Origin of the sequence: Streptomyces sp. 2A115 (assembly GCF_052245575.1) — a bacterium.
Taxonomy (GTDB): domain Bacteria; phylum Actinomycetota; class Actinomycetes; order Streptomycetales; family Streptomycetaceae; genus Streptomyces.
In genome coordinates this window covers 206,357-224,254 of sequence record NZ_JBQQCG010000007.1, presented here as the reverse complement: position 1 = coordinate 224,254, position 17,898 = coordinate 206,357, and the positions used below count along the sequence as shown (strand labels likewise).

At 70.4% G+C, this 17,898-nt stretch carries 19 protein-coding genes and 1 pseudogene; 10 read left to right on the top strand and 10 right to left on the bottom strand.

Going from position 1 to position 17,898, the window contains the following annotated elements; all coding sequences use genetic code 11:
* Window positions 1–140: 140 nt before the first annotated feature.
* The gene (locus tag ACTWQR_RS09570) at window positions 141–1,013 is read right to left on the bottom strand and encodes a 3-hydroxybutyryl-CoA dehydrogenase (RefSeq protein WP_443226500.1); all 873 of its coding nucleotides are present in this window, start codon (window positions 1,011–1,013) and stop codon (window positions 141–143) included.
* A 173-nt stretch (window positions 1,014–1,186) separates the two neighbouring features.
* On the opposite strand from ACTWQR_RS09570, the gene ACTWQR_RS09565 reads away from it, so the two are divergent.
* A complete protein-coding gene (locus ACTWQR_RS09565) occupies window positions 1,187–2,440 on the top strand; it encodes a glycoside hydrolase family 10 protein (RefSeq protein WP_443226499.1) in 1,254 nt (417 codons plus the stop codon).
* A gap of 1 nt (window position 2,441) precedes the next feature.
* Here ACTWQR_RS09565 and ACTWQR_RS09560 read toward each other — a convergent pair whose 3' ends face one another.
* Complete coding sequence (locus tag ACTWQR_RS09560; RefSeq protein WP_443226498.1) at window positions 2,442–2,636, bottom strand: DUF1918 domain-containing protein; 195 nt, start codon at window positions 2,634–2,636, stop codon at window positions 2,442–2,444.
* A 102-nt stretch (window positions 2,637–2,738) separates the two neighbouring features.
* On the bottom strand, window positions 2,739–3,731 hold the full coding sequence (locus ACTWQR_RS09555; RefSeq protein WP_443226497.1) for a DMT family transporter: 993 nt from the start codon (window positions 3,729–3,731) through the stop codon (window positions 2,739–2,741).
* Between ACTWQR_RS09555 and ACTWQR_RS09550 the strand changes: the two genes are divergently transcribed.
* The 3 genes from ACTWQR_RS09550 to ACTWQR_RS09540 all read left to right on the top strand — a co-directional run bounded on the left by ACTWQR_RS09550 (window position 3,730) and on the right by ACTWQR_RS09540 (window position 6,295).
* On the top strand, window positions 3,730–5,178 hold the full coding sequence (locus ACTWQR_RS09550; protein ID WP_443226496.1) for an aminotransferase-like domain-containing protein: 1,449 nt from the start codon (window positions 3,730–3,732) through the stop codon (window positions 5,176–5,178). The genes ACTWQR_RS09555 and ACTWQR_RS09550 overlap by 2 nt on opposite strands.
* Before the next feature lie 17 nt (window positions 5,179–5,195).
* Window positions 5,196–5,633 carry a GNAT family N-acetyltransferase gene (locus ACTWQR_RS09545; RefSeq protein ID WP_443226495.1) on the top strand — a complete coding sequence of 146 codons (438 nt, stop codon included), beginning with the start codon at window positions 5,196–5,198 and terminating at the stop codon, window positions 5,631–5,633.
* Between the two features lie 77 nt (window positions 5,634–5,710).
* Complete coding sequence (locus ACTWQR_RS09540; RefSeq protein WP_443226494.1) at window positions 5,711–6,295, top strand: histidine phosphatase family protein; 585 nt, start codon at window positions 5,711–5,713, stop codon at window positions 6,293–6,295.
* Window positions 6,296–6,388: 93 nt separating this feature from the next.
* Here the strand turns inward: ACTWQR_RS09540 and ACTWQR_RS09535 are convergent, their stop codons facing one another.
* A complete protein-coding gene (locus ACTWQR_RS09535; protein ID WP_443226493.1) occupies window positions 6,389–6,856 on the bottom strand; it encodes a DUF6314 family protein in 468 nt (155 codons plus the stop codon).
* A gap of 282 nt (window positions 6,857–7,138) precedes the next feature.
* Between ACTWQR_RS09535 and ACTWQR_RS09530 the strand changes: the two genes are divergently transcribed.
* From ACTWQR_RS09530 to ACTWQR_RS09505, 6 genes are all read left to right on the top strand, one after another.
* The gene (locus tag ACTWQR_RS09530; protein WP_443226492.1) at window positions 7,139–7,663 is read left to right on the top strand and encodes an ATP-binding protein; all 525 of its coding nucleotides are present in this window, start codon (window positions 7,139–7,141) and stop codon (window positions 7,661–7,663) included.
* Between the two features lie 100 nt (window positions 7,664–7,763).
* Window positions 7,764–8,792, top strand: a complete 1,029-nt coding sequence (argC, locus tag ACTWQR_RS09525; RefSeq protein ID WP_443226491.1) for an N-acetyl-gamma-glutamyl-phosphate reductase — start codon at window positions 7,764–7,766, stop codon at window positions 8,790–8,792.
* Entirely contained in the window at window positions 8,789–9,940 is a 1,152-nt protein-coding gene (gene argJ, locus ACTWQR_RS09520; protein ID WP_443226490.1) for a bifunctional glutamate N-acetyltransferase/amino-acid acetyltransferase ArgJ, read from the top strand. Before argC ends, argJ begins: the two co-directional genes overlap by 4 nt.
* Entirely contained in the window at window positions 9,937–10,839 is a 903-nt protein-coding gene (gene argB, locus ACTWQR_RS09515) for an acetylglutamate kinase (protein WP_443226489.1), read from the top strand. The genes argJ and argB overlap by 4 nt, the downstream gene beginning before the upstream one ends.
* Window positions 10,836–12,035 (top strand): acetylornithine transaminase, encoded by a 1,200-nt coding sequence (locus ACTWQR_RS09510; RefSeq protein WP_443226488.1) that lies wholly within the window; start codon window positions 10,836–10,838, stop codon window positions 12,033–12,035. Before argB ends, ACTWQR_RS09510 begins: the two co-directional genes overlap by 4 nt.
* Before the next feature lie 10 nt (window positions 12,036–12,045).
* Window positions 12,046–12,582: an arginine repressor gene (locus ACTWQR_RS09505; protein WP_443226487.1), complete on the top strand. Its 537-nt coding sequence runs from the start codon at window positions 12,046–12,048 to the stop codon at window positions 12,580–12,582.
* Between the two features lie 125 nt (window positions 12,583–12,707).
* On the opposite strand, the gene ACTWQR_RS09500 is transcribed toward ACTWQR_RS09505, so the two are convergent.
* The 6 genes and pseudogenes from ACTWQR_RS09500 to ACTWQR_RS09475 form a co-directional block, all read right to left on the bottom strand.
* The gene (locus tag ACTWQR_RS09500) at window positions 12,708–13,445 is read right to left on the bottom strand and encodes an FAD:protein FMN transferase (RefSeq protein WP_443226514.1); all 738 of its coding nucleotides are present in this window, start codon (window positions 13,443–13,445) and stop codon (window positions 12,708–12,710) included.
* A gap of 79 nt (window positions 13,446–13,524) precedes the next feature.
* Entirely contained in the window at window positions 13,525–14,352 is an 828-nt protein-coding gene (locus ACTWQR_RS09495) for an FMN-binding protein (protein WP_443226486.1), read from the bottom strand.
* Window positions 14,353–14,380: 28 nt separating this feature from the next.
* Entirely contained in the window at window positions 14,381–15,751 is a 1,371-nt protein-coding gene (locus tag ACTWQR_RS09490; protein ID WP_443226485.1) for a ferredoxin reductase family protein, read from the bottom strand.
* A 137-nt stretch (window positions 15,752–15,888) separates the two neighbouring features.
* Window positions 15,889–16,590, bottom strand: coding sequence for a L,D-transpeptidase family protein (locus tag ACTWQR_RS09485; RefSeq protein ID WP_443226484.1), 702 nt, complete (start codon window positions 16,588–16,590; stop codon window positions 15,889–15,891).
* Between the two features lie 3 nt (window positions 16,591–16,593).
* On the bottom strand, window positions 16,594–17,181 hold the full coding sequence (locus tag ACTWQR_RS09480; RefSeq protein ID WP_443226483.1) for a pyridoxamine 5'-phosphate oxidase family protein: 588 nt from the start codon (window positions 17,179–17,181) through the stop codon (window positions 16,594–16,596).
* A 175-nt stretch (window positions 17,182–17,356) separates the two neighbouring features.
* Window positions 17,357–17,797: pseudogene (locus tag ACTWQR_RS09475) on the bottom strand (hypothetical protein); the annotation flags it as partial.
* Window positions 17,798–17,898 lie beyond the last annotated feature (101 nt).

Sequence of the window (17,898 nt, the reverse complement as noted above, 5' to 3'; positions counted from 1 at the left end):
TGTTGGCGCCCCGCAGGGGGCGCGGGGCTGTGACATTGTGCGGCTCCGCCGCGATGGGGGTCCCCCGCTCGAGCGAAGCCGAGAGGGGGGAGCGACCAGCCACGAACAACCCGCAGCCGACCCACAACCCGCGGGAGCGCTCAGGCGTACGTGTAGAAGCCGGAGCCGGACTTACGCCCCAGCCGGCCCGCGTCGACCATGCGCTGGAGCAGCGGGGGAGCGGCGTAGAGCGGCTCCTTGTACTCCTCGTACATGCTGTACGCGACCGACGCGACCGTGTCGAGGCCGATCAGGTCCGACAACTTGAGCGGGCCCATCGGATGGGCACACCCCAGCTCCATGCCGTTGTCGATGTCCTCCCGGCTCGCCATGCCGGACTCGAACATCCGGATCGCGGAGAGCAGATACGGGATCAGCAGCGCGTTGACCACGAACCCCGAGCGGTCCTGGGCCCGGATCGCGTGCTTGCCGAGGATCTTCTCGACCAGCGCCTGCGCCCGGCTGAGGGTGCCCTCCGAGGTCGTGAGGGCCGGGATCAGCTCGACGAGCTTCTGCACCGGAGCCGGGTTGAAGAAGTGGATGCCGATGACCTGGTCGGGACGCGAGGTGGCCACGGCGAGCCTCACCAGCGGGATCGAGGAGGTGTTGGAGGCGAGGATCGCGTCCTGCCGGGTCACCACCTGGTCGAGCACCTGGAAGATCTCGGTCTTCACCTGCTCGTTCTCGACGACCGCCTCGATCACCAGGTCGCGGTCGGAGAACTCGCCGAGGTCGGTGGTGAAGGTGAGCCGCGCCTGGGTGGCGTCGTGCTCCTCCGCGGAGATCTTGCCGCGCTCGGCCGCCTTGGAGAGTGAGTTGTAGAGCCGGGTGCGGCCGATCTCCAGCGCCTCGCCGGTGGTCTCGGCGACCTTCACGTCCAGGCCCGCACGGGCGCACACCTCGGCGATACCCGCTCCCATCTGGCCGCAGCCCACCACTCCGACGCGTGCGATATCGCCCCAGGTGTCCGTCACTTCGTCCTCTTTCGCCTGCTATCGGGCCTTCGCAGGTCTCCGTTGGTCGGCGCCTGCTCCAAACCTGCACGTTACCTTCGGCGACTGCTGATCAATTGTCCGGGTACCGCATGACAGGCTGTCCCGCAAGCGGGCCGCGACCGGGCACGCACACGGCACATGGAGGTATCAGGATGCACCGGAAACCACGGATGTCACGCCGGGCGTTCGCGGTGACCGCCCTGTCGACGCTCGTGGTGGGGGGCGGTACGGCGGCGGGCGTCGCGATGGCCGGAGGGGAACCGAGCCGCCGACAAGCGAGTGGCGCGCTGCGCGGCATGTGGCTGGCGACGGTCGCGAACCGGGACTGGCCGTCGAAGCCCGGGCTGACCGCGGACCAGCAGCGCGCCGAACTGCTCGCGCACCTCGACACGGCGGTGAAGCGCAAGCTGAACGCGGTGATCTTCCAGGTGCGCCCCACGGCCGACGCCCTGTGGCCCTCGCCGTACGAGCCCTGGTCGCAGTCCCTCACCGGTGTCCAGGGTGAGGCCCCCGGCTGGGACCCGCTCGGTACCGCGGTCGAGGAGGCCCACGCGCGCGGCCTGGAACTGCACGCCTGGTTCAACCCGTACCGCATCGCCAATCACGCCGACCCGACCAAGCTCGTCGCCTCGCACCCCGCCCGCAAGCACCCCGACTGGGTGGTGACGTACGGCGGGAAGCTCTACTACAACCCCGGCCTGCCCGAGGTCCGTGCCTTCGTCCAGGACGCGATGCTCGACGCGGTGAAGAAGTACGCCGTGGACGCCGTGCACTGGGACGACTACTTCTACCCGTATCCCGTCGCGGGCCAGGTCTTCGACGACGACGCGGCGTTCGCGGCGCACGGCGGGGACTTCTCGGACAAGGCGGCCTGGCGGCGGGACAACATCGACAAGCTGGTCCTCGAGACGGCGGCCCGGATCAAGGAGATCCGGCCGGGCACGCAGTTCGGGATCAGCCCCTTCGGCGTGTGGCGCAACATCGCGACCGACTCGAACGGCTCGGACACCAAGGCCGGCGTGCAGACGTACGACGACCTGCACGCCGACACCAGGAAGTGGGTCCGCGAGAACTGGATCGACTACATCTGCCCGCAGATCTACTGGAACATCGGCTTCGCCGCCGCCGACTACGCGAAGCTGATCCCCTGGTGGGCGGAGGTCGCGCGCGACAGCGGGACGAAGCTGTACGTCGGTGAGGCGCTCTACAAGGCCGGTGACCCGGCGCAGCCCGAAGCCTGGCAGGACCCGGCCGAGCTGTCCAAGCACCTCACCTTCGCCCGGGACTACCCGCAGGTGCGCGGGCACGTCTTCTTCTCGGCCAAGGAAGTGGGGGAGGACAAGACCGGCGCGATGGCACGCGTGGTCGCCGACCACTACCAGAGGTCGGTGAGGCCGCCGCGCTGACTCAGCGGGCGGCGTCCTTGTGCTGGACGACGCAGTCGGGGCCGGGCGACATGAGGGCCTCGTGGCCGTCCTCGAAGCGGACGCGGTAGGGGGGATTCCCCTGCTGCCCGAGTACTTCGATGACTTCCGCGACCTTGTCGTGCTGCCCGACGATCCTGCCGTGCACCAGCAGATGGTCGCCTACGGTTGCTTGCATCGGTAGGGCCTCCTCGTGTCGCACGGAGTAGTGGTTAGTGGCGGTTCGTGGCCGCAAGTCTACGGCGGGTGGCACCGGTTGCGACCGGTCCGTACGTGCCGCTCAGCCTCGCGCCCGTTGGGTGACGGCGATGCAGACGAGCACAGCCGTCGCCGCCAGCGGGGCGGCCGCCGTCAAGTGCTCGCCAAGGAGCAGTACCGACCACACCAGTGTGAGCAGCGGCTGCGCCAACTGCAACTGGCTGGCCTTCGGGATGCCGATCGCGGCCATACCGCGGTACCAGACGACCAGGCCGAGGAACTGCGAGCCGGCCGCGACCCACAGCAGTCCGGTGACGCTGTGCGCGGTCAGCCGGACGGGCTCGTACGACAGCGCGATCGCCGCCGCGGGCACCGTGAGCGGCAGGCACAGGATCAGCGCCCAGCCGATGACCTGCCAGCCGGGCATCACCCGGGCCAGGCGGCCGCCCTCCGTGTAGCCCGCCGCGCAGACCAGGAGCGCTCCGAAGAGGTAGGCGTCCGCGCTGGTCAGGGCACCGCCGCTCTGCTGCACCGTGAACACGATCACCACGGCGGCGCCCGCGACCGCCGCCGCCCAGAAGGTGCGGGAGGGGCGGGTGCCGCCGCGCAGGGCCGAGAGCAGAGCGGTGGTGAGCGGGAGCAGACCGACCACGACCGCGGCGTGCGCGGTGGTCGACGTCTCCAGCGCGAGGGTCGTGAGCATCGGGAAGCCGAGGACCACTCCGGCGGCGACGACCGCCAGGCTCGCCCAGTGACGGCGAACGGGGAGCGGGACACTCCTCCACGCTCGGCTTGGCTCGCGCGGGGGCACCCCCACGGCCAGGAGACAGCCGCCCGCGATGACCGCCGCCAGGACGGTGCGTACGGCCACGAGGGACCAGGGGCCGAAGCCCTCCAGGCCCCAGGCGGTGGCGGGGAAGGTGAGGGAGAAGGCGGTTACGCCGAGGGCGGCCTGGATGGTGCCGGTACGGGTCGCTGCCAGGGTGGGCTGCGTGGGGCCTCGGCTTGTGACCGCCTCGGTGCCGGCGGGAACTGCTATCGGCGTCTCGGCGGTAGCGCTATCCTGTGCTCTCATGCATGAGCGTAGCAGTGTGGGTGAACTGGCGAACCGGCTGCGAGGTGAGCTGGACCGCTACTCTCCCGGTGGAAAGCTGCCATCGAGTCGGGTGCTCGTCGAACGGTTCCGGGTGAGCCCCGTGACCGTGTCGCGGGCGCTGGCTCAGCTGGCCGCCGAGGGGCTGGTGGTCACGCGACCCGGAGCCGGGGCGTTCCGGGCCCGGCCGCGTGGCGACGGGCCGGCCGTCGGGGACACCTCCTGGCAGGAGGTCGCGCTCAGCGCGGACGCCGCCGCCGAACTCGTGCCGCGCACCGTGGACGCCTCCGGGGTACTGGTCACGCTGGCCGTCCCGCCGCCCGGAGTCGTCGAGTTCAACGGCGGCTATCTGCACCCTTCCCTGCAACCTGAGCGGGCGATGGCGGCGGCCCTCTCCCGCGCGGGCCGGCGTCCCGGCGCCTGGGGGCGTCCACCGGTGGACGGTCTGCCGGAGCTGCGCGAGTGGTTCGCGCGGGGCATCGGCGGCGCCATCACCGCCGCCGAGGTGCTGATCACCGCGGGCGGCCAGTCCGCGCTGACCACCGCGCTGCGCGCACTCGCCCCGCCCGGCGCTCCGGTCCTCGTCGAGTCGCCCACGTATCCCGGCATGCTGGCGATCGCTCGCGCGGCCGGACTGCGGCCCGTGCCGGTGCCCGTGGACCCGGACGGCGTGCGACCGGCGCTGCTCGCCGACGCCTTCAGGGCGACCGGTGCCCGCGTCTTCGTCTGCCAGCCGCTGTTCCAGAACCCGACCGGCGCGGTCCTCGCCTCCGCGCGCCGGGGCGAGGTACTGCGGATCGCGCGCGACGCGGGCGCGTTCGTCATCGAGGACGACTTCGTACGCCGTCTCGTGCACGAGGACGCGGGACCGCTGCCGCGTCCGCTGGCCTCGGACGACCCCGACGGAGTCGTCGTGCACGTCTGCTCGCTGACCAAGGCGACCTCGCCGAGCTTCCGGGTGAGCGCGCTGGCCGCCCGCGGACCCGTACTGGAACGGCTGCGCGCGATCCAGGTCGTCGACACCTTCTTCGTGCCGCGCCCGCTCCAGGAGGCGGCCCTGGAACTTGTCGGTTCGCCCGCCTGGCCCCGCCATCTCCGTGCCGTCGCGACGGAGCTGAAGAACCGCCGCGACACCATGACCGCCGCGCTCCGCCTGAACCTCCCCGAGCTCTCCCTGCCTCACATCCCGTCCGGCGGCTACCACCTGTGGCTGCGCCTGCCCGACGGCACGGAAGAGCCGTCCCTGGTCACGGCAGCCCTGCGCGCGGGCGTGGCCGTCACTCCAGGCCGCCCCTACTTCAGCGCCGAACCCCCGGCGGCGCACCTGCGGTTGAGCTTCGCGGCGGTCGCGGGGGCGGGGGAGATCACGGAGGGCGTACGGAGACTGCGTGCGGCGTGCGAGGAAACCGGTTCGACAGGGAGATCCTGACCTGCGACTCTCCCGCCATGAGCGACGAACCGGGCCTCGCAGAGGGCTACGAGATCTCCACCGACCCCAACCGCGTCGATGTCGACCGCGTTCACCGCTGGCTCGCCACCGACGCGTACTGGGCCATCGACCGGCCGCGTGAGAAGCAAGAGCGGGCTATGGGTGGTTCGCTCAACTTCGGGGTTTATCACACGATTTCGGGTGAGCAGGTGGCGTACGCACGGGTGGTGACCGACGAGGCGACCTTCGCGTGGCTGTGTGACGTGTACGTCGACAGGTCCGTGCGGGGCAAGGGGATGGGCACCGCACTGGTCGCCGCCGTGCGTGAATACCTTCAACCCCTGGGCCTGCGCCGCATATTGCTCGCCACCCATGACGCGCACGGTGTCTACGAGAAGCTCGGCTTCAAGGCGCTCGACAAACCCGAGCAGTGGATGGCGCTGGGCCTCGAGTGAGCCACCGTCCGTGAGCGTTCCGTGTGCGCCGTCGATCGGCCCTTGACCTGCGGCGTTCCTGGCCTCACGATCTCGGCATGCATGTTCGGGTCACGCTGATCGCCGCCGCTCGCAGCTCCTCGCTGCTCGCCGAGCGCTTCGACGACGACCGGCCGCTGGACCAGGCGGGCTGGGACGAGGTGCAGCGCGTCGCGCACGCGCTGGTGCCGTTGGCGGCGGCCGAGCTGCGGTACTGCTCGCCGACGCCCCGCAGCCGGGCCACCGGCGACGCGCTGGGCCTCGCGCCGCTGGCCCAGCCGGCCCTGCGGGACTGCGACATGGGCCGGTGGCGCGGTCTGACGCTCGGCGAGGCGATGGCCCGCGAGCCCGAGGCCGTGGACGCCTGGCTCGGGGATCCGTACTCCGCGCCGCACGACGGTGAGCCGCTGCTGGCCTTCATCCAGCGCGTGGGTCACTGGCTGGACACCCGCCCCGCCGACGACGGCGGCCGTATCGTCGCCGTGGCCGAACCGGCGGTGGTACGCGCCGCGCTCGTCTACGCCCTCATGGCGCCCCCGTCGACGTACTGGAACCTCGACGTCCGCCCCTTGTCGACGGCCACGCTCACGGGCCGGGCCCGGCGCTGGAACCTCCGCCTCGATGCTCAGCCCCTGAGTGCGTGAGCGCTCCGCTTGGGGTGCAGTGATGATCCTGCGGGTTCGTGGGGGCTGGTCGCGCCCGCGCGGCGGAGCCGCAAATGTCACAGCCCCGCGCCCCTATGGGGCGCGGTGGTTCCGCGTGTAGTCCGTGGTGAGGACCAGGTCCTTGGTCGGGCCGGCCACCCGCCAGACCGTCCGCCAGTGGTCCGCGTCCCGCACGGTGAACTCGCCCCGGTAGAGGTCCGCCGCGCACGGATGGTCGGCGATGTGGCGCCCGGAGGTCAGGTCCAGGTCGTGGAAGGGGCTGCCGTCCGAGAACCGTACGTCTGCCCGCCCCGCCCCGTCGCCCGGCAGGAACCGCAGCGTGCGCTCGGCGGGCCGGGCCACGCCCTGCCACACGAAGGTGCCGGACTCGTGGTGGAGCAGGCCGGACTCGCCTTCGTCCAGCTCGTCCAGGGGCTCGAACGCCGTCGTCCCGGTGAAGGCCCCCTCCGCCCCGCTCGCGAGATCCCGCACCGTGCGCTCCGCGCGCCAGCTCCCGGCCAGGTACGCCAACACATCGGCCACCGGCCAGAATTCGGCCATCCCTTCCGCCTCCCCGGCATCTCTGCGTAACCCATTGACGCACTCCTGCCCCCTACCCATCTTGCCGTTCGAAGTATTGATCATCGTCCGATCACCCCCGCGCCCTGGGCAGATGCCCTCCATCCTGACCTGGCCCGACCTGGCCCGATCATCCTCGCGCTTGAGGCTGAGTCTCAGAGACGTGACCGGCGCCGATGAGACGCCGAAGCCGTACCGGCCTTCTGCCGTGCCCGTGACGTGATCGGCACCGGTCGCGCCCCGCACACCGCTAGCGTCGAGCCCATGATCGTATGGCTCAACGGCACCCACGGCGCGGGCAAGACGACGACCAGTGCACTCGTGCAGCCACTCCTCCCGGATTCACGGGTGTTCGACGCCGAGAAGGTCGGTGAGACGCTCATGGACATCACGCCCGGGCTGCCGGGGACGGACAACTTCCAGCACTGGCCGCCGTGGCGGCCGCTGGTCGTCGAGACCGCCCGCCGCGTACTCGACTACACCGGCGGCACCCTGGTGATGCCCATGACCGTCCTGGTCGAGCAGTACTGGCGCGAGATCAGCGCCGGCCTGGCCCAACATGCCATCCCGGTACGGCACTTCGTCCTCCACGCCGATCAGGACACCCTCCGCGGGCGCATCGCGGGCGACACTGTCCTTGGCCCCGACTCCCCGTTCCGTCTCAAATACCTCGAGCCCTACGCCGAGGCGGCCCGCACGTGGCTGCACGCCGAGGCCGAGGTGGTCGACACCACACACCTCACGCCCACCCAGGCCGCCCTGCGGATCGCGGAGGCCGTCAAGGGCTGAGACCGCCCGCCAGGTAACGGGCCTGAAACGGGCACCCTGCCCCTGGATTGCATAAACGTGCGGCGAAACGTATAGTCATGCCATCTAGGAGGAGGGTTCCATGGCGGTACGTGCGGCGGTGGCCGGAGCGAGTGGGTACGCGGGCGGGGAACTGCTGCGCCTGCTCCTGGTACACCCCGAGATCGAGATCGGCGCTCTGACCGGCAACTCCAACGCGGGACAGCGGCTGGGCGCGCTGCAGCCGCATCTGCTGCCGCTGGCCGACCGCGTACTCCAGGAGACCACGCCCGATGTCCTGGCGGGGCACGATGTCGTCTTTCTCGCACTGCCCCACGGGCAGTCCGCCGCCGTCGCCGAGCGGCTCGGCCCGGACGTGCTGGTCGTCGACATGGGTGCCGACTTCCGGCTGAAGGACGCGGCCGACTGGGAGAAGTTCTACGGCAGCGACCATGCCGGAACCTGGCCCTACGGCCTTCCCGAACTGCCGGGCGGCCGCGCCGCGCTGGAGGGGTCCAAGCGCGTCGCGGTGCCCGGCTGCTACCCGACGGCCACCTCGCTGGCGCTCTTCCCGGCGTACGCGGCCGGGCTCGCGGAGAACGAGGCCGTGATCGTCGCCGCCTCCGGGACCTCCGGCGCGGGCAAGGCCGCCAAGCCGCACCTGCTCGGCAGTGAGGTCATGGGTTCCATGTCGCCGTACGGTGTCGGCGGCGGCCATCGGCACACCCCCGAGATCATCCAGAACCTCGGCGCCGCCGCCGGTGAGCCCGTCACCGTCTCCTTCACGCCGACCCTCGCCCCGATGCCCCGCGGCATCCTCGCCACGTGCAACGCGAAGGCGAAGCCCGGGGTCACCGCCGAGTCCGTACGGGCCGCGTACGAGAAGGCGTATGCCGACGAGCCGTTCGTGCACCTGCTGCCCGAGGGGCAGTGGCCGGCCACCGCGTCCGTCTACGGTTCCAACGCCGTTCAAGTGCAGGTCGCGTACGACGAGGCTGCCCACCGCATCATCGCGATCAGCGCCATCGACAACCTGACGAAGGGCACCGCCGGCGGCGCGGTGCAGAGCATGAACATCGCCCTCGGGCTCCCCGAGGAGCTTGGGCTTTCCACGATCGGAGTCGCACCGTGAGCGTCACCGCTGCCCAGGGCTTCACCGCCTCCGGCATCGCAGCAGGCATCAAGGAGAACGGCAACCCGGACCTGGCCCTCGTGGTCAACAACGGGCCCCGCCTGGCCGCCGCGGGCGTCTTCACCTCCAACCGCGTGAAGGCCGCGCCGGTGCTGTGGTCCGAGCAGGTGCTGAAGGGCGGCCTGGTCTCCGCCGTCGTCCTCAACTCCGGTGGTGCCAACGCCTGTACGGGACCCAAGGGCTTCCAGGACACGCACGCCACCGCCGAGAAGGTCGCCGAAGTGCTCGACCTGAACGCGGGCGAGGTCGCCGTGGCCTCCACGGGACTCATCGGTCTGCTCCTCCCGATGGACAAGCTCCTGCCGGGAGTTGAGGCCGCCGCTCAGCAACTCTCCGAGCACGGCGGTGAGAAGGCCGCCATCGCCATCAAGACCACCGACAGCGTTCACAAAACGGCCGTCGTGACGAAGGGCGGCTGGACTGTCGGCGGTATGGCCAAGGGTGCCGGCATGCTCGCCCCCGGCCTCGCCACCATGCTCGTCGTGCTCACCACGGACGCCGACGTCCAGAGCGACGTACTGGACAAGGCGCTGCGCGACGCCACCCGCACCACCTTCGACCGCGTCGACTCCGACGGCTGCATGTCGACGAACGACACGGTCCTGCTGCTCGCCTCGGGTGCCTCTCAAGTCACCCCCGAATACGCCGAGTTCGCCGAGGCCGTACGTGAAGTCTGCGACGACCTGGGCCAGCAGCTGATCCGGGACGCCGAAGGCGCCAGCAAGGACATCAAGATCGAGGTCGTCAACGCGGCGAGCGAGGACGACGCCGTCGAGGTGGGACGTTCCATCGCCCGCAACAACCTCCTCAAGTGCGCCATCCACGGCGAGGACCCCAACTGGGGGCGTGTCCTGTCCGCCATCGGTACCACCCGAGCCGCTTTCGAACCGGACCAGCTGAACGTCGCCATCAACGGCGTCTGGGTCTGCAAGAACGGCGGCGTCGGCGAGGACCGCGACAAGGTCGACATGCGCTACCGCGAGGTCCACATCGTCGCCGACCTGGCCGCCGGCAAGGAGACCGCCACCATCTGGACCAACGACCTCACCGCCGACTACGTCCACGAGAACAGCGCGTATTCCTCATGAGCACTACCCGCAAACACACCGCTCTGCCCAAGGCCCAGATCCTCATCGAGGCGCTGCCCTGGCTGACCCGGCACAACGGCAAGACCGTCGTCATCAAGTTCGGCGGCAACGCCATGGTGAACGAGGAGCTGAAGGCCGCCTTCGCACAGGACGTCGTCTTCCTGCGCCAGGCGGGGCTCAAACCCGTCGTAGTGCACGGCGGCGGCCCGCAGATCAACGCGCAGCTCGACCTGCACGGGCTGGAGAGCGAGTTCAAGGCGGGGCTCAGAGTCACCACCCCGGAGGCCATGGACGTCGTACGCATGGTCCTGGCCGGACAGGTCCAGCGCGAGATCGTCGGACTGCTCAACCAGCACGGACCGCTCGCCATAGGGCTCACCGGCGAGGACGCGCACACCATCACCGCCACCCAGCACAGGCCCGAGATCGACGGCGAGCTCGTCGACATCGGCCGGGTCGGCGAGATCACCGCGATCGACACAGGCGCGATCGAGGCGCTGCTCGCGGACGGCCGCATCCCGGTCATCTCCTCCATCGCTCGTTCCCAGGACGACGGACATGTCTACAACGTCAATGCTGATACGGCGGCTGCGGCACTCGCTGCGGCGCTTGGTGCCGAAACGCTGATGGTCCTCACCGACGTCGAGGGCCTCTACGAGGACTGGCCCAACTCCGACGAGGTCATCAGCCGGCTCACCGCGAGAGAGCTGGAGAAGCTGCTGCCCGACCTGGCCAGCGGCATGGTGCCGAAGATGGAGGGCTGCCTGCACGCCGTACGCAACGGCGTGAACACCGCCCGCGTCATCGACGGCCGGGTCCAGCACTCGATCCTGCTGGAGATCTTCACCGACGAGGGCATCGGCACGATGGTCGTGCCGGACGAACAGGGGGAGTCGTGAGCAACCAGGAACTGACCGCGCGCTGGCAGGGCGCGCTCATGGACAACTACGGCACCCCGCGGCTGCCCCTCGTCCGCGGCGCGGGCGCCAAGCTCTGGGACGCCGACGGCAAGGAGTACCTGGACTTCGTCGGCGGCATCGCGGTGAACGCGCTCGGCCACGCCCACCCGGCGATCGTCGAGGCCGTGAGCAAGCAGATCGGCTCGCTCGGCCATGTCTCCAACCTCTTCGTCGCCGAACCGCCCGTCGCGCTCGCCGAGCGGCTGCTCCAGCTCTTCGGCCGTGACGGCCGCGTGTACTTCTGCAACTCGGGAGCCGAGGCCAACGAGGGCGCCTTCAAGATCGGCCGGCTGACCGGGCGTCCGCACATGGTCGCCACCGACGGCGGCTTCCACGGCCGGACGATGGGCGCGCTCGCGCTCACCGGTCAGCCGGGCAAGCGGGAGCCGTTCCTGCCGCTGCCGGGCGACGTCACACACGTCCCGTTCGGCGACCCGCAGGCGCTGGCCGCCGCGGTCACCGAGGACACCGCGCTGGTGGTCATCGAGCCCATTCAGGGCGAGAACGGCGTGGTCGTGCCGCCCCCCGGCTACCTCAAGGCGGCCCGCGCCATCACCGCCTCCACCGGCACCCTCCTCGTCCTCGACGAGGTGCAGACGGGGGTCGGCCGGACCGGGCACTGGTTCGAGTACCAGGCCCACGAGGGCGTCCTCCCGGACGTCGTCACGCTCGCGAAGGGGCTCGGCGGCGGCCTGCCCCTCGGCGCGACCATCGCCTTCGGCCGCGCCGCCCAGCTGCTGAAGCCCGGCCACCACGGCACGACGTTCGGCGGCAACCCGGTCGCCTGCGCCGCCGGGCTCGCCGTCCTGGAGACCATTCAGGCCGAGGGGCTCCTGGAGAACGTGAAGTCCGCGAGCGAGAAACTGCGGAACGGAATCGAGTCTCTCGGTCACCCGCTGATCGATTACGTCCGTGGCTCGGGTCTCCTCCTGGGTATCGTGCTCACCGAGCCGCTCGCGCCCCAGGTGCAGCAGGCGGCTCAGGACGCCGGCTTCCTGGTGAACGCGCCCGCCCCCGATGTCGTACGGCTGATGCCGCCGCTGAACCTCGGCGATGACGAAGTGGACGCGCTGCTCCAGGCCCTTCCCGGTGTTCTGGACGCGGTAGCCAACGGGGACGGACGAGCCAAAGAATGAGACGACGACGATGAGTCAGGCGCAGGATCACGAGCACGCCGGGCCTGCCGTGCCGCAGACCCGCACCGCACGCCACCGCCGGATCGTGGACATCCTCAACCGGCAACCGGTGCGTTCGCAGAGCCAGTTGGCCAAGCTTCTCGCCGACGACGGGCTGAGCGTCACTCAGGCGACGCTCTCCCGGGATCTGGACGAGCTGAACGCGGTGAAGATCCGCAACAACGACGGCGACCTGATCTACGCGGTGCCGAGTGAGGGGGGTTTCCGTACCCCCCGTGCGCCGCTGGGCGAGTCGGCGAAGGAGGAGCGGATGCGGAGGCTGTCCGCGGAGCTGTTGATCTCCGCGGAGGCTTCGGCGAATCTCGTGGTCCTGCGGACCCCTCCGGGGGCCGCGCAGTTTCTTGCCTCGGCGATCGATCAGGCCGAGCTGCAGGACATTCTCGGGACTATTGCCGGGGACGACACGTTGCTGCTGATCAGTCGTGATCCTACGGGCGGGCAGGCGTTGGCCGATCACTTGCTGCGACTGGCTCAGAACAACCACTGACATGTACGGGAGTGGAGGCGCGCCCTTGGCCTGGGTGTGCCTCCACTCCCGTGTGTTCGTGCATTGACCGCGGGCCGTCTGGGGTTGCTCGCGCAGTTCCCCGTGGCCCCTACGGGGCCCTCACCTCAGCCCAGCCGTTGAGCCAGACCACCCGTGCACCGCACCTCGTCGCCCGCCGTGATGAGCAGGGCCTCGACGTCCGGGAGCGACTCCAGCCAGCCGAGTGCCTCCCGGGAGCCCATCGCGAAGGCCGCGGTCGCCCAGGCGTCCGCCCAGGTGATCCGGGGGCCCACCACGGTCACGGCCACCAGGTCGGTGACCGCGGAGCGGCCGGTGCGCGGATCCACGATGTGCGTGCCGCGCTCGGCGGAACCGGAGGTGGCCACAGCCAGCTCGTCGACGCCGGCCGCGGAGACCACGGCGGCCAGGCCGCCGGGCCGCAGTGGATCGGACACGCCCACCCGCCAGGGCCGCTGCGGCCCCGGCACGCCGTACATCTGCACGTCACCGCCGCCGTTCACGCTCACGCCGGTCGCTCCGGCCGCGACGAGACGCCGTGCCGCGCGCTCGACCGACCAGCCCTTCACCATGCCGGTCGGGTCGACGACACCCGCGTACGTCGTGCTGAACCAGCCGTCGCTCAACCGCTCCGCCTCGGCGCACAGGTCGAGCACCTCGGCGACCTCCGGGTCGCACTGGTCGACGGTCAGCTCGCCGCGCGCGAGCCGTGAGACCTGGCTGTCCTCGCGGTAGGTGCTGAACACCTCGTCCACCGCGTGGAGTTGGGCGACGGCCTCCTCCAACGCGGCCTGCACGGCCCCGGGATCACCACCGCGTACGTCGAAGGAGAAGACCGTGCCCATCACTTCCTCCGCGTGACGCAGCACCGCGGGCGCCCCGGCGGATTCAGCCGGAGCGGCCGGCGCGGCCGGATCGGCGGGTTCAGCCACCGGCCTGGTCCAGGGCCGACTGCAGGGACTTCTTGTAGCCGTCACTGGTGTACGTGGCACCCGAGACGGAGTCGATGTCGGCGCTGCCCGCCGCGACCGCGGACTGGTTGAGCTTGGGCATCGCGTCACCGCTGATCTGGTCGCTGCGTCCGCCCTTGGGCTGCTGCACCGCCTCGGCCTTGGTGATCTTCCCTCCGCTCACGGTGATACGGACCTGCACGGGACCGTAGTCGGTCGTGACGGCCGTACCGGTGAGGGTCTGGGCCTGGGCGGCACCTGCACCGCTCCCCGACCCGCTCCCACTGCCCGACCCGCTGGCGTCGGCCGAGCCGCTTCCACTGCCCGAGCCGCCGGCCGCCGAGGACGAGCCGGCCTTGTCCAGGGCCGACTGCAGGGACTTCTTGTACCCGCCGCTGGTGTAGGTGGCGCCGGAGACCGCGTCGATGTCGGCGCTGCCCGTCTCGATCGCGGCCCGGTTGAGCTTGGGTACCGAGTCGGCGCTGACCTGGTCGCTGCGTCCGCCGCTGGGCGACTGCAACGCCGCGGCCGAGGTGATCTTCCCGCCGTCCATGGTGACGCGGACCTGGACATTGCCGTAGTCGGTCTTGACCACGTCGCCGGTGAGGGTCTGGGGCCCTGTGTTGCCGGCGGCCTGTGCGCCGCCTTGGGGCGCGGCCGGCTGCTGCTGCTGTGGTGGCGTGCCCTCGGCCGACGCGGACGCTCCGTCCGATCCCGGCTTCAGCGTCAGCAGCAGCACGATCCCGGACACGGTGGCGGCGCCGGCCAGTACGACACGTCGCAGGGGATGACTCTTCTTCATCGGTGCGGACTCCCGTTCCTCACAGCTCTCAGAGCTCGAACGACTCGTGATGGATGCGGCGGGCCGGCACGCCCGCGCCGCGCAGTGCGTTGTACGCGTCCTGGGCGAAGCCGGGCGGCCCGCACAGGAAGACGTCGTGGTCGTCGATGTCCGGCATCTTGCGGCGCAGCGTCTCCGGGTTGATGTCCGGACGCTCCCCGTCGGGGCTGTTCACCGCGTACATCAGCCGGGCACCGCGCTCGTCGGCGATGGCCGACAACTCGTCCCAAAGGGCCAGATCCTGTGTGCTGTTGGCCCGGTACAGCAGCGTCAGGTCGCCACGCGCGGCCGGCAGCGTCTCGAACAGCGCACGCATCGGGGTGATCCCCACCCCGCCGGCCATCAGCAGCACCTTGCCGCGGCTGCGCCGGGAGGCGGTCAGCGCCCCGTACGGGCCCTCCGCCCACACCCGCGTGCCCCGCTTCAATCCCTTCAACGCGGAACTGTGGTCGCCGAGCGCCTTGACGGTGATCCTCAGCAGACCGGGGCGGGGCGCCGCCGACAGCGAGTAGGGGTGCGAGCTGAGGCGCATGCCCGGCGCCAGGAACCGCCAGCGAAAGAACTGTCCGGGTTCGGCGCCGATGCGGTGCAGCCGCTTCCCGCTGATCAGCACCGAGATGATGCCGGGCGCCTCCTCGACGACCTCCTCGACCCGCATCCGGTGCCGCAGGTTCAGCCGGATCGGCGTGATCACCCGGTACCAGAGCACCAGCGCGGTCACGGTCCCGTAAAGCGCGTACCAGGCCGTCGTCGCGGCGGGCTCGACGGCGAAGTCGTTCCCGGTGGACAGCTGGTGCCAGAAGGACAGGTAGACAGCCGCGTACGTGAGCAGATGGATGTGGTACCAGGTGTCGTACGGGATCCGTTTGCGCAGCCCGCCGACGGAGATCAGGCCGATGAACAGCAGCAGACCCGTGCCGATCGCCGCCTTGCCCATGTCGGGCAGGGTGTTGACCGAGTCGATGGTCTGGTCGACGACCCCGGTGCCGGCCTGCAAGGACATGCCGTACATGGTCAGACCGATGTGGGCGAGGGTCAGACAGAGCATGTACCGGCCGCTCATGGCGTGCCAGCGCGCGACCCGGTCGGAGCCGACCCGGCGTTCCAGCGCGGGCACCCGGGCCATCTGCAGCACCACGAGCGCCATCAGATAGCCGGCGAGCAGACCGGTGATCCGGCCCGCGTTCAGGATCCGGCCCTTGTCGTCCGCGATGGACGGGGTGTTGCTCCACCACAGCCAGATCACGCCCGCCGCACCTGCCCACACGGCGATCAGCAATGGGATGGCGGGGGAGCGGCGAGGTCGGATACGGCGCAACGTCTGGCGCCGCGCGGCGCGACCGCCGGCGATCGTGCTCACGGTTCCTCCGAGGGGACGCTGGGTAGGGGAGTGGCCCCTTGGCCCACTGGTACGTCCCGGGGCGGCCGTGTGTTCAACGGACCGCCGAGCAAGCCGCGAACTGCCGCGACCCGCGGTAACCCATGGCGACGCCGAGGTCAGTAGCGGATGATCGAGGTCGCCCCGCTGTCCGTTCCGATCGCGATGTGCGGCCTGCGGGCGGGATCGGCCCAGTCGAGAACGCGCCGCATCGCGTTCTTGGACACGGACACGCAACCGGCCGTCGCCCCACGCCCGTTGACGTGCAGGAAGATCCCCGCGCCCCGCCCCCGCACCGGCCGCTGGTAGTTGAAGCCGATGACGAGGGCGTGCGCGTACCGCGGCCCGTACGAGATCAGGTGCTCGGCCTCGGCGGCGCGGCAGTCGGCCGGGCGGGGCTCGGTCCAGCGGTTGTAGGAGCGGGAGTTGTTGTCCTGGCACCACCAGGAGCTCTGCTTCACCCGGCGGTACGTCGCCGTCGTGCCCCTGGGCGCGGGCTTGATGCCGAACGCGTACGGCAGCTTGTACAGGCCGGTCGGCGTGGTGTTCGTGCCCTGCCTGCGGGAGCGGCCCTCGACGAGCCCCTTCGCACCGAAGCGGGCGGGCGCCGAACCTGCCTTCACCCAGCGCCCGTCACGCCGGTTCCACCAGGTGACCGTGCCGGTCGTCGAGGAGGTCCGGGAGGCCTGGGCGGTTATGAGCTGGCTGCCGCCGCCGGTGTCCGCCATCCGCTCGGGCAGGGGGAGTTGGCGGGATTGGCCGCTGGGGGCCAGTACGAAAAGGGACGCGGACGCGAGTACGGCGACTCCGAGGCGGCGCATGCCTCAGACGGTACTGGGAGGCAGCGGCAGCGGCAGCCCGGGTAGGCCATCCAGGCTGCTTTCCACGTGTTCCTTCTTCTCGAAGTACGCGCTCAGCGAGACATCGTCCTCGCGCGCGAAGCGCTTGGCGTGCAGGTCGCGGTCCTCGTCGTACGACATGTTGGGCACGGCGTATCCGCAGGTGTCGCGGACGAGTTCGGCCGTCACGACGATGATGGCGCGCAGGCCGTGCGGGGTCGGGTCGATGCCTGGGAAATGGGTCAGGAGTTCCTTGAAGCGCGGGTCGTCGCGGAAGACCGGCTCACCGCGGCCGTGCACGCGCACGATGTTCGGCGGGCCCTGGAAGGCGCACCACATCAGGGTGATCCGGCCGTTCTCACGCAGGTGGGCGATCGTCTCGGCGTTGCTGCCGGCGAAGTCCAGGTACGCCACGGTGAGTTCGTCGAGGACCGCGAACGATCCGCTGAGCCCTTTGGGGGAGAGGTTGACCGTGCCGTCGCCGGACAGGGGCGCGGTCGCGGTGAAGAAGAGGGGCTGCGCCTCGATGAACGTACGAAGTCGGCCGTCTATGCGCTCATAAGTCTTTCCCATGTCTAACGATTATGAGGGGAAGTCCTTTGGCTGTCTAAGGAATTACGGACTCCGGTCGTGCGGGTCCCGCCAGAGCGAGAATCGTGCCAACGCGAGGATCCTGCCCACGCGAGAATCGCGACCGTGGCCGCCCCGGCCGGCGCTTCGTGCGGGGCGGCCACGGCGCCCGTCACCCGTTGAGGGTGCAGGTCGCGAGGGAGTCGAGGCCCTGGGGCTTCTCGGCGGTGCGGCCGATGGCGGTGGCCATGCGGTTGATGGTGGCGATGCGCTTGTCCTCGAGCGGGCCGAGGATGGCGTTGTCGACGAAGTTGGGGCCGCCCTGGCCGACGGTGTCGATGAGCCGCTGGTTGGCCTCGGCGATCTGGGTGTCGAGGAGGGTGAGGTTGCGGTCGATCTCGGCCTGTGCGGAGGCGGGGATCGCGGGCAGCTGCGACGCGACGTCCGGGCAGCTGATGGTGCCGGGCGAGGCCTTCGTCGTAGCGGACTGGGCGTTGCTCTTGGACGTCTCCCCGGCGAGGGCGGAGCCGGCGATCACCGCTCCGGACAACGCCACCGCGGCAGCGCCGCCGATGATCGCCACGCGGCGCCTGTTGTACTTCGGAAGAGCCCTGGACATGCGGATGCCTCACTCGGGTCGGGGGTGGCTTCAGTGACTTCGGTGACTGCGGTTTACAAACGCGGCGCCTGCGTTCGGGGAGAGATACGAGAAAGCGGTTT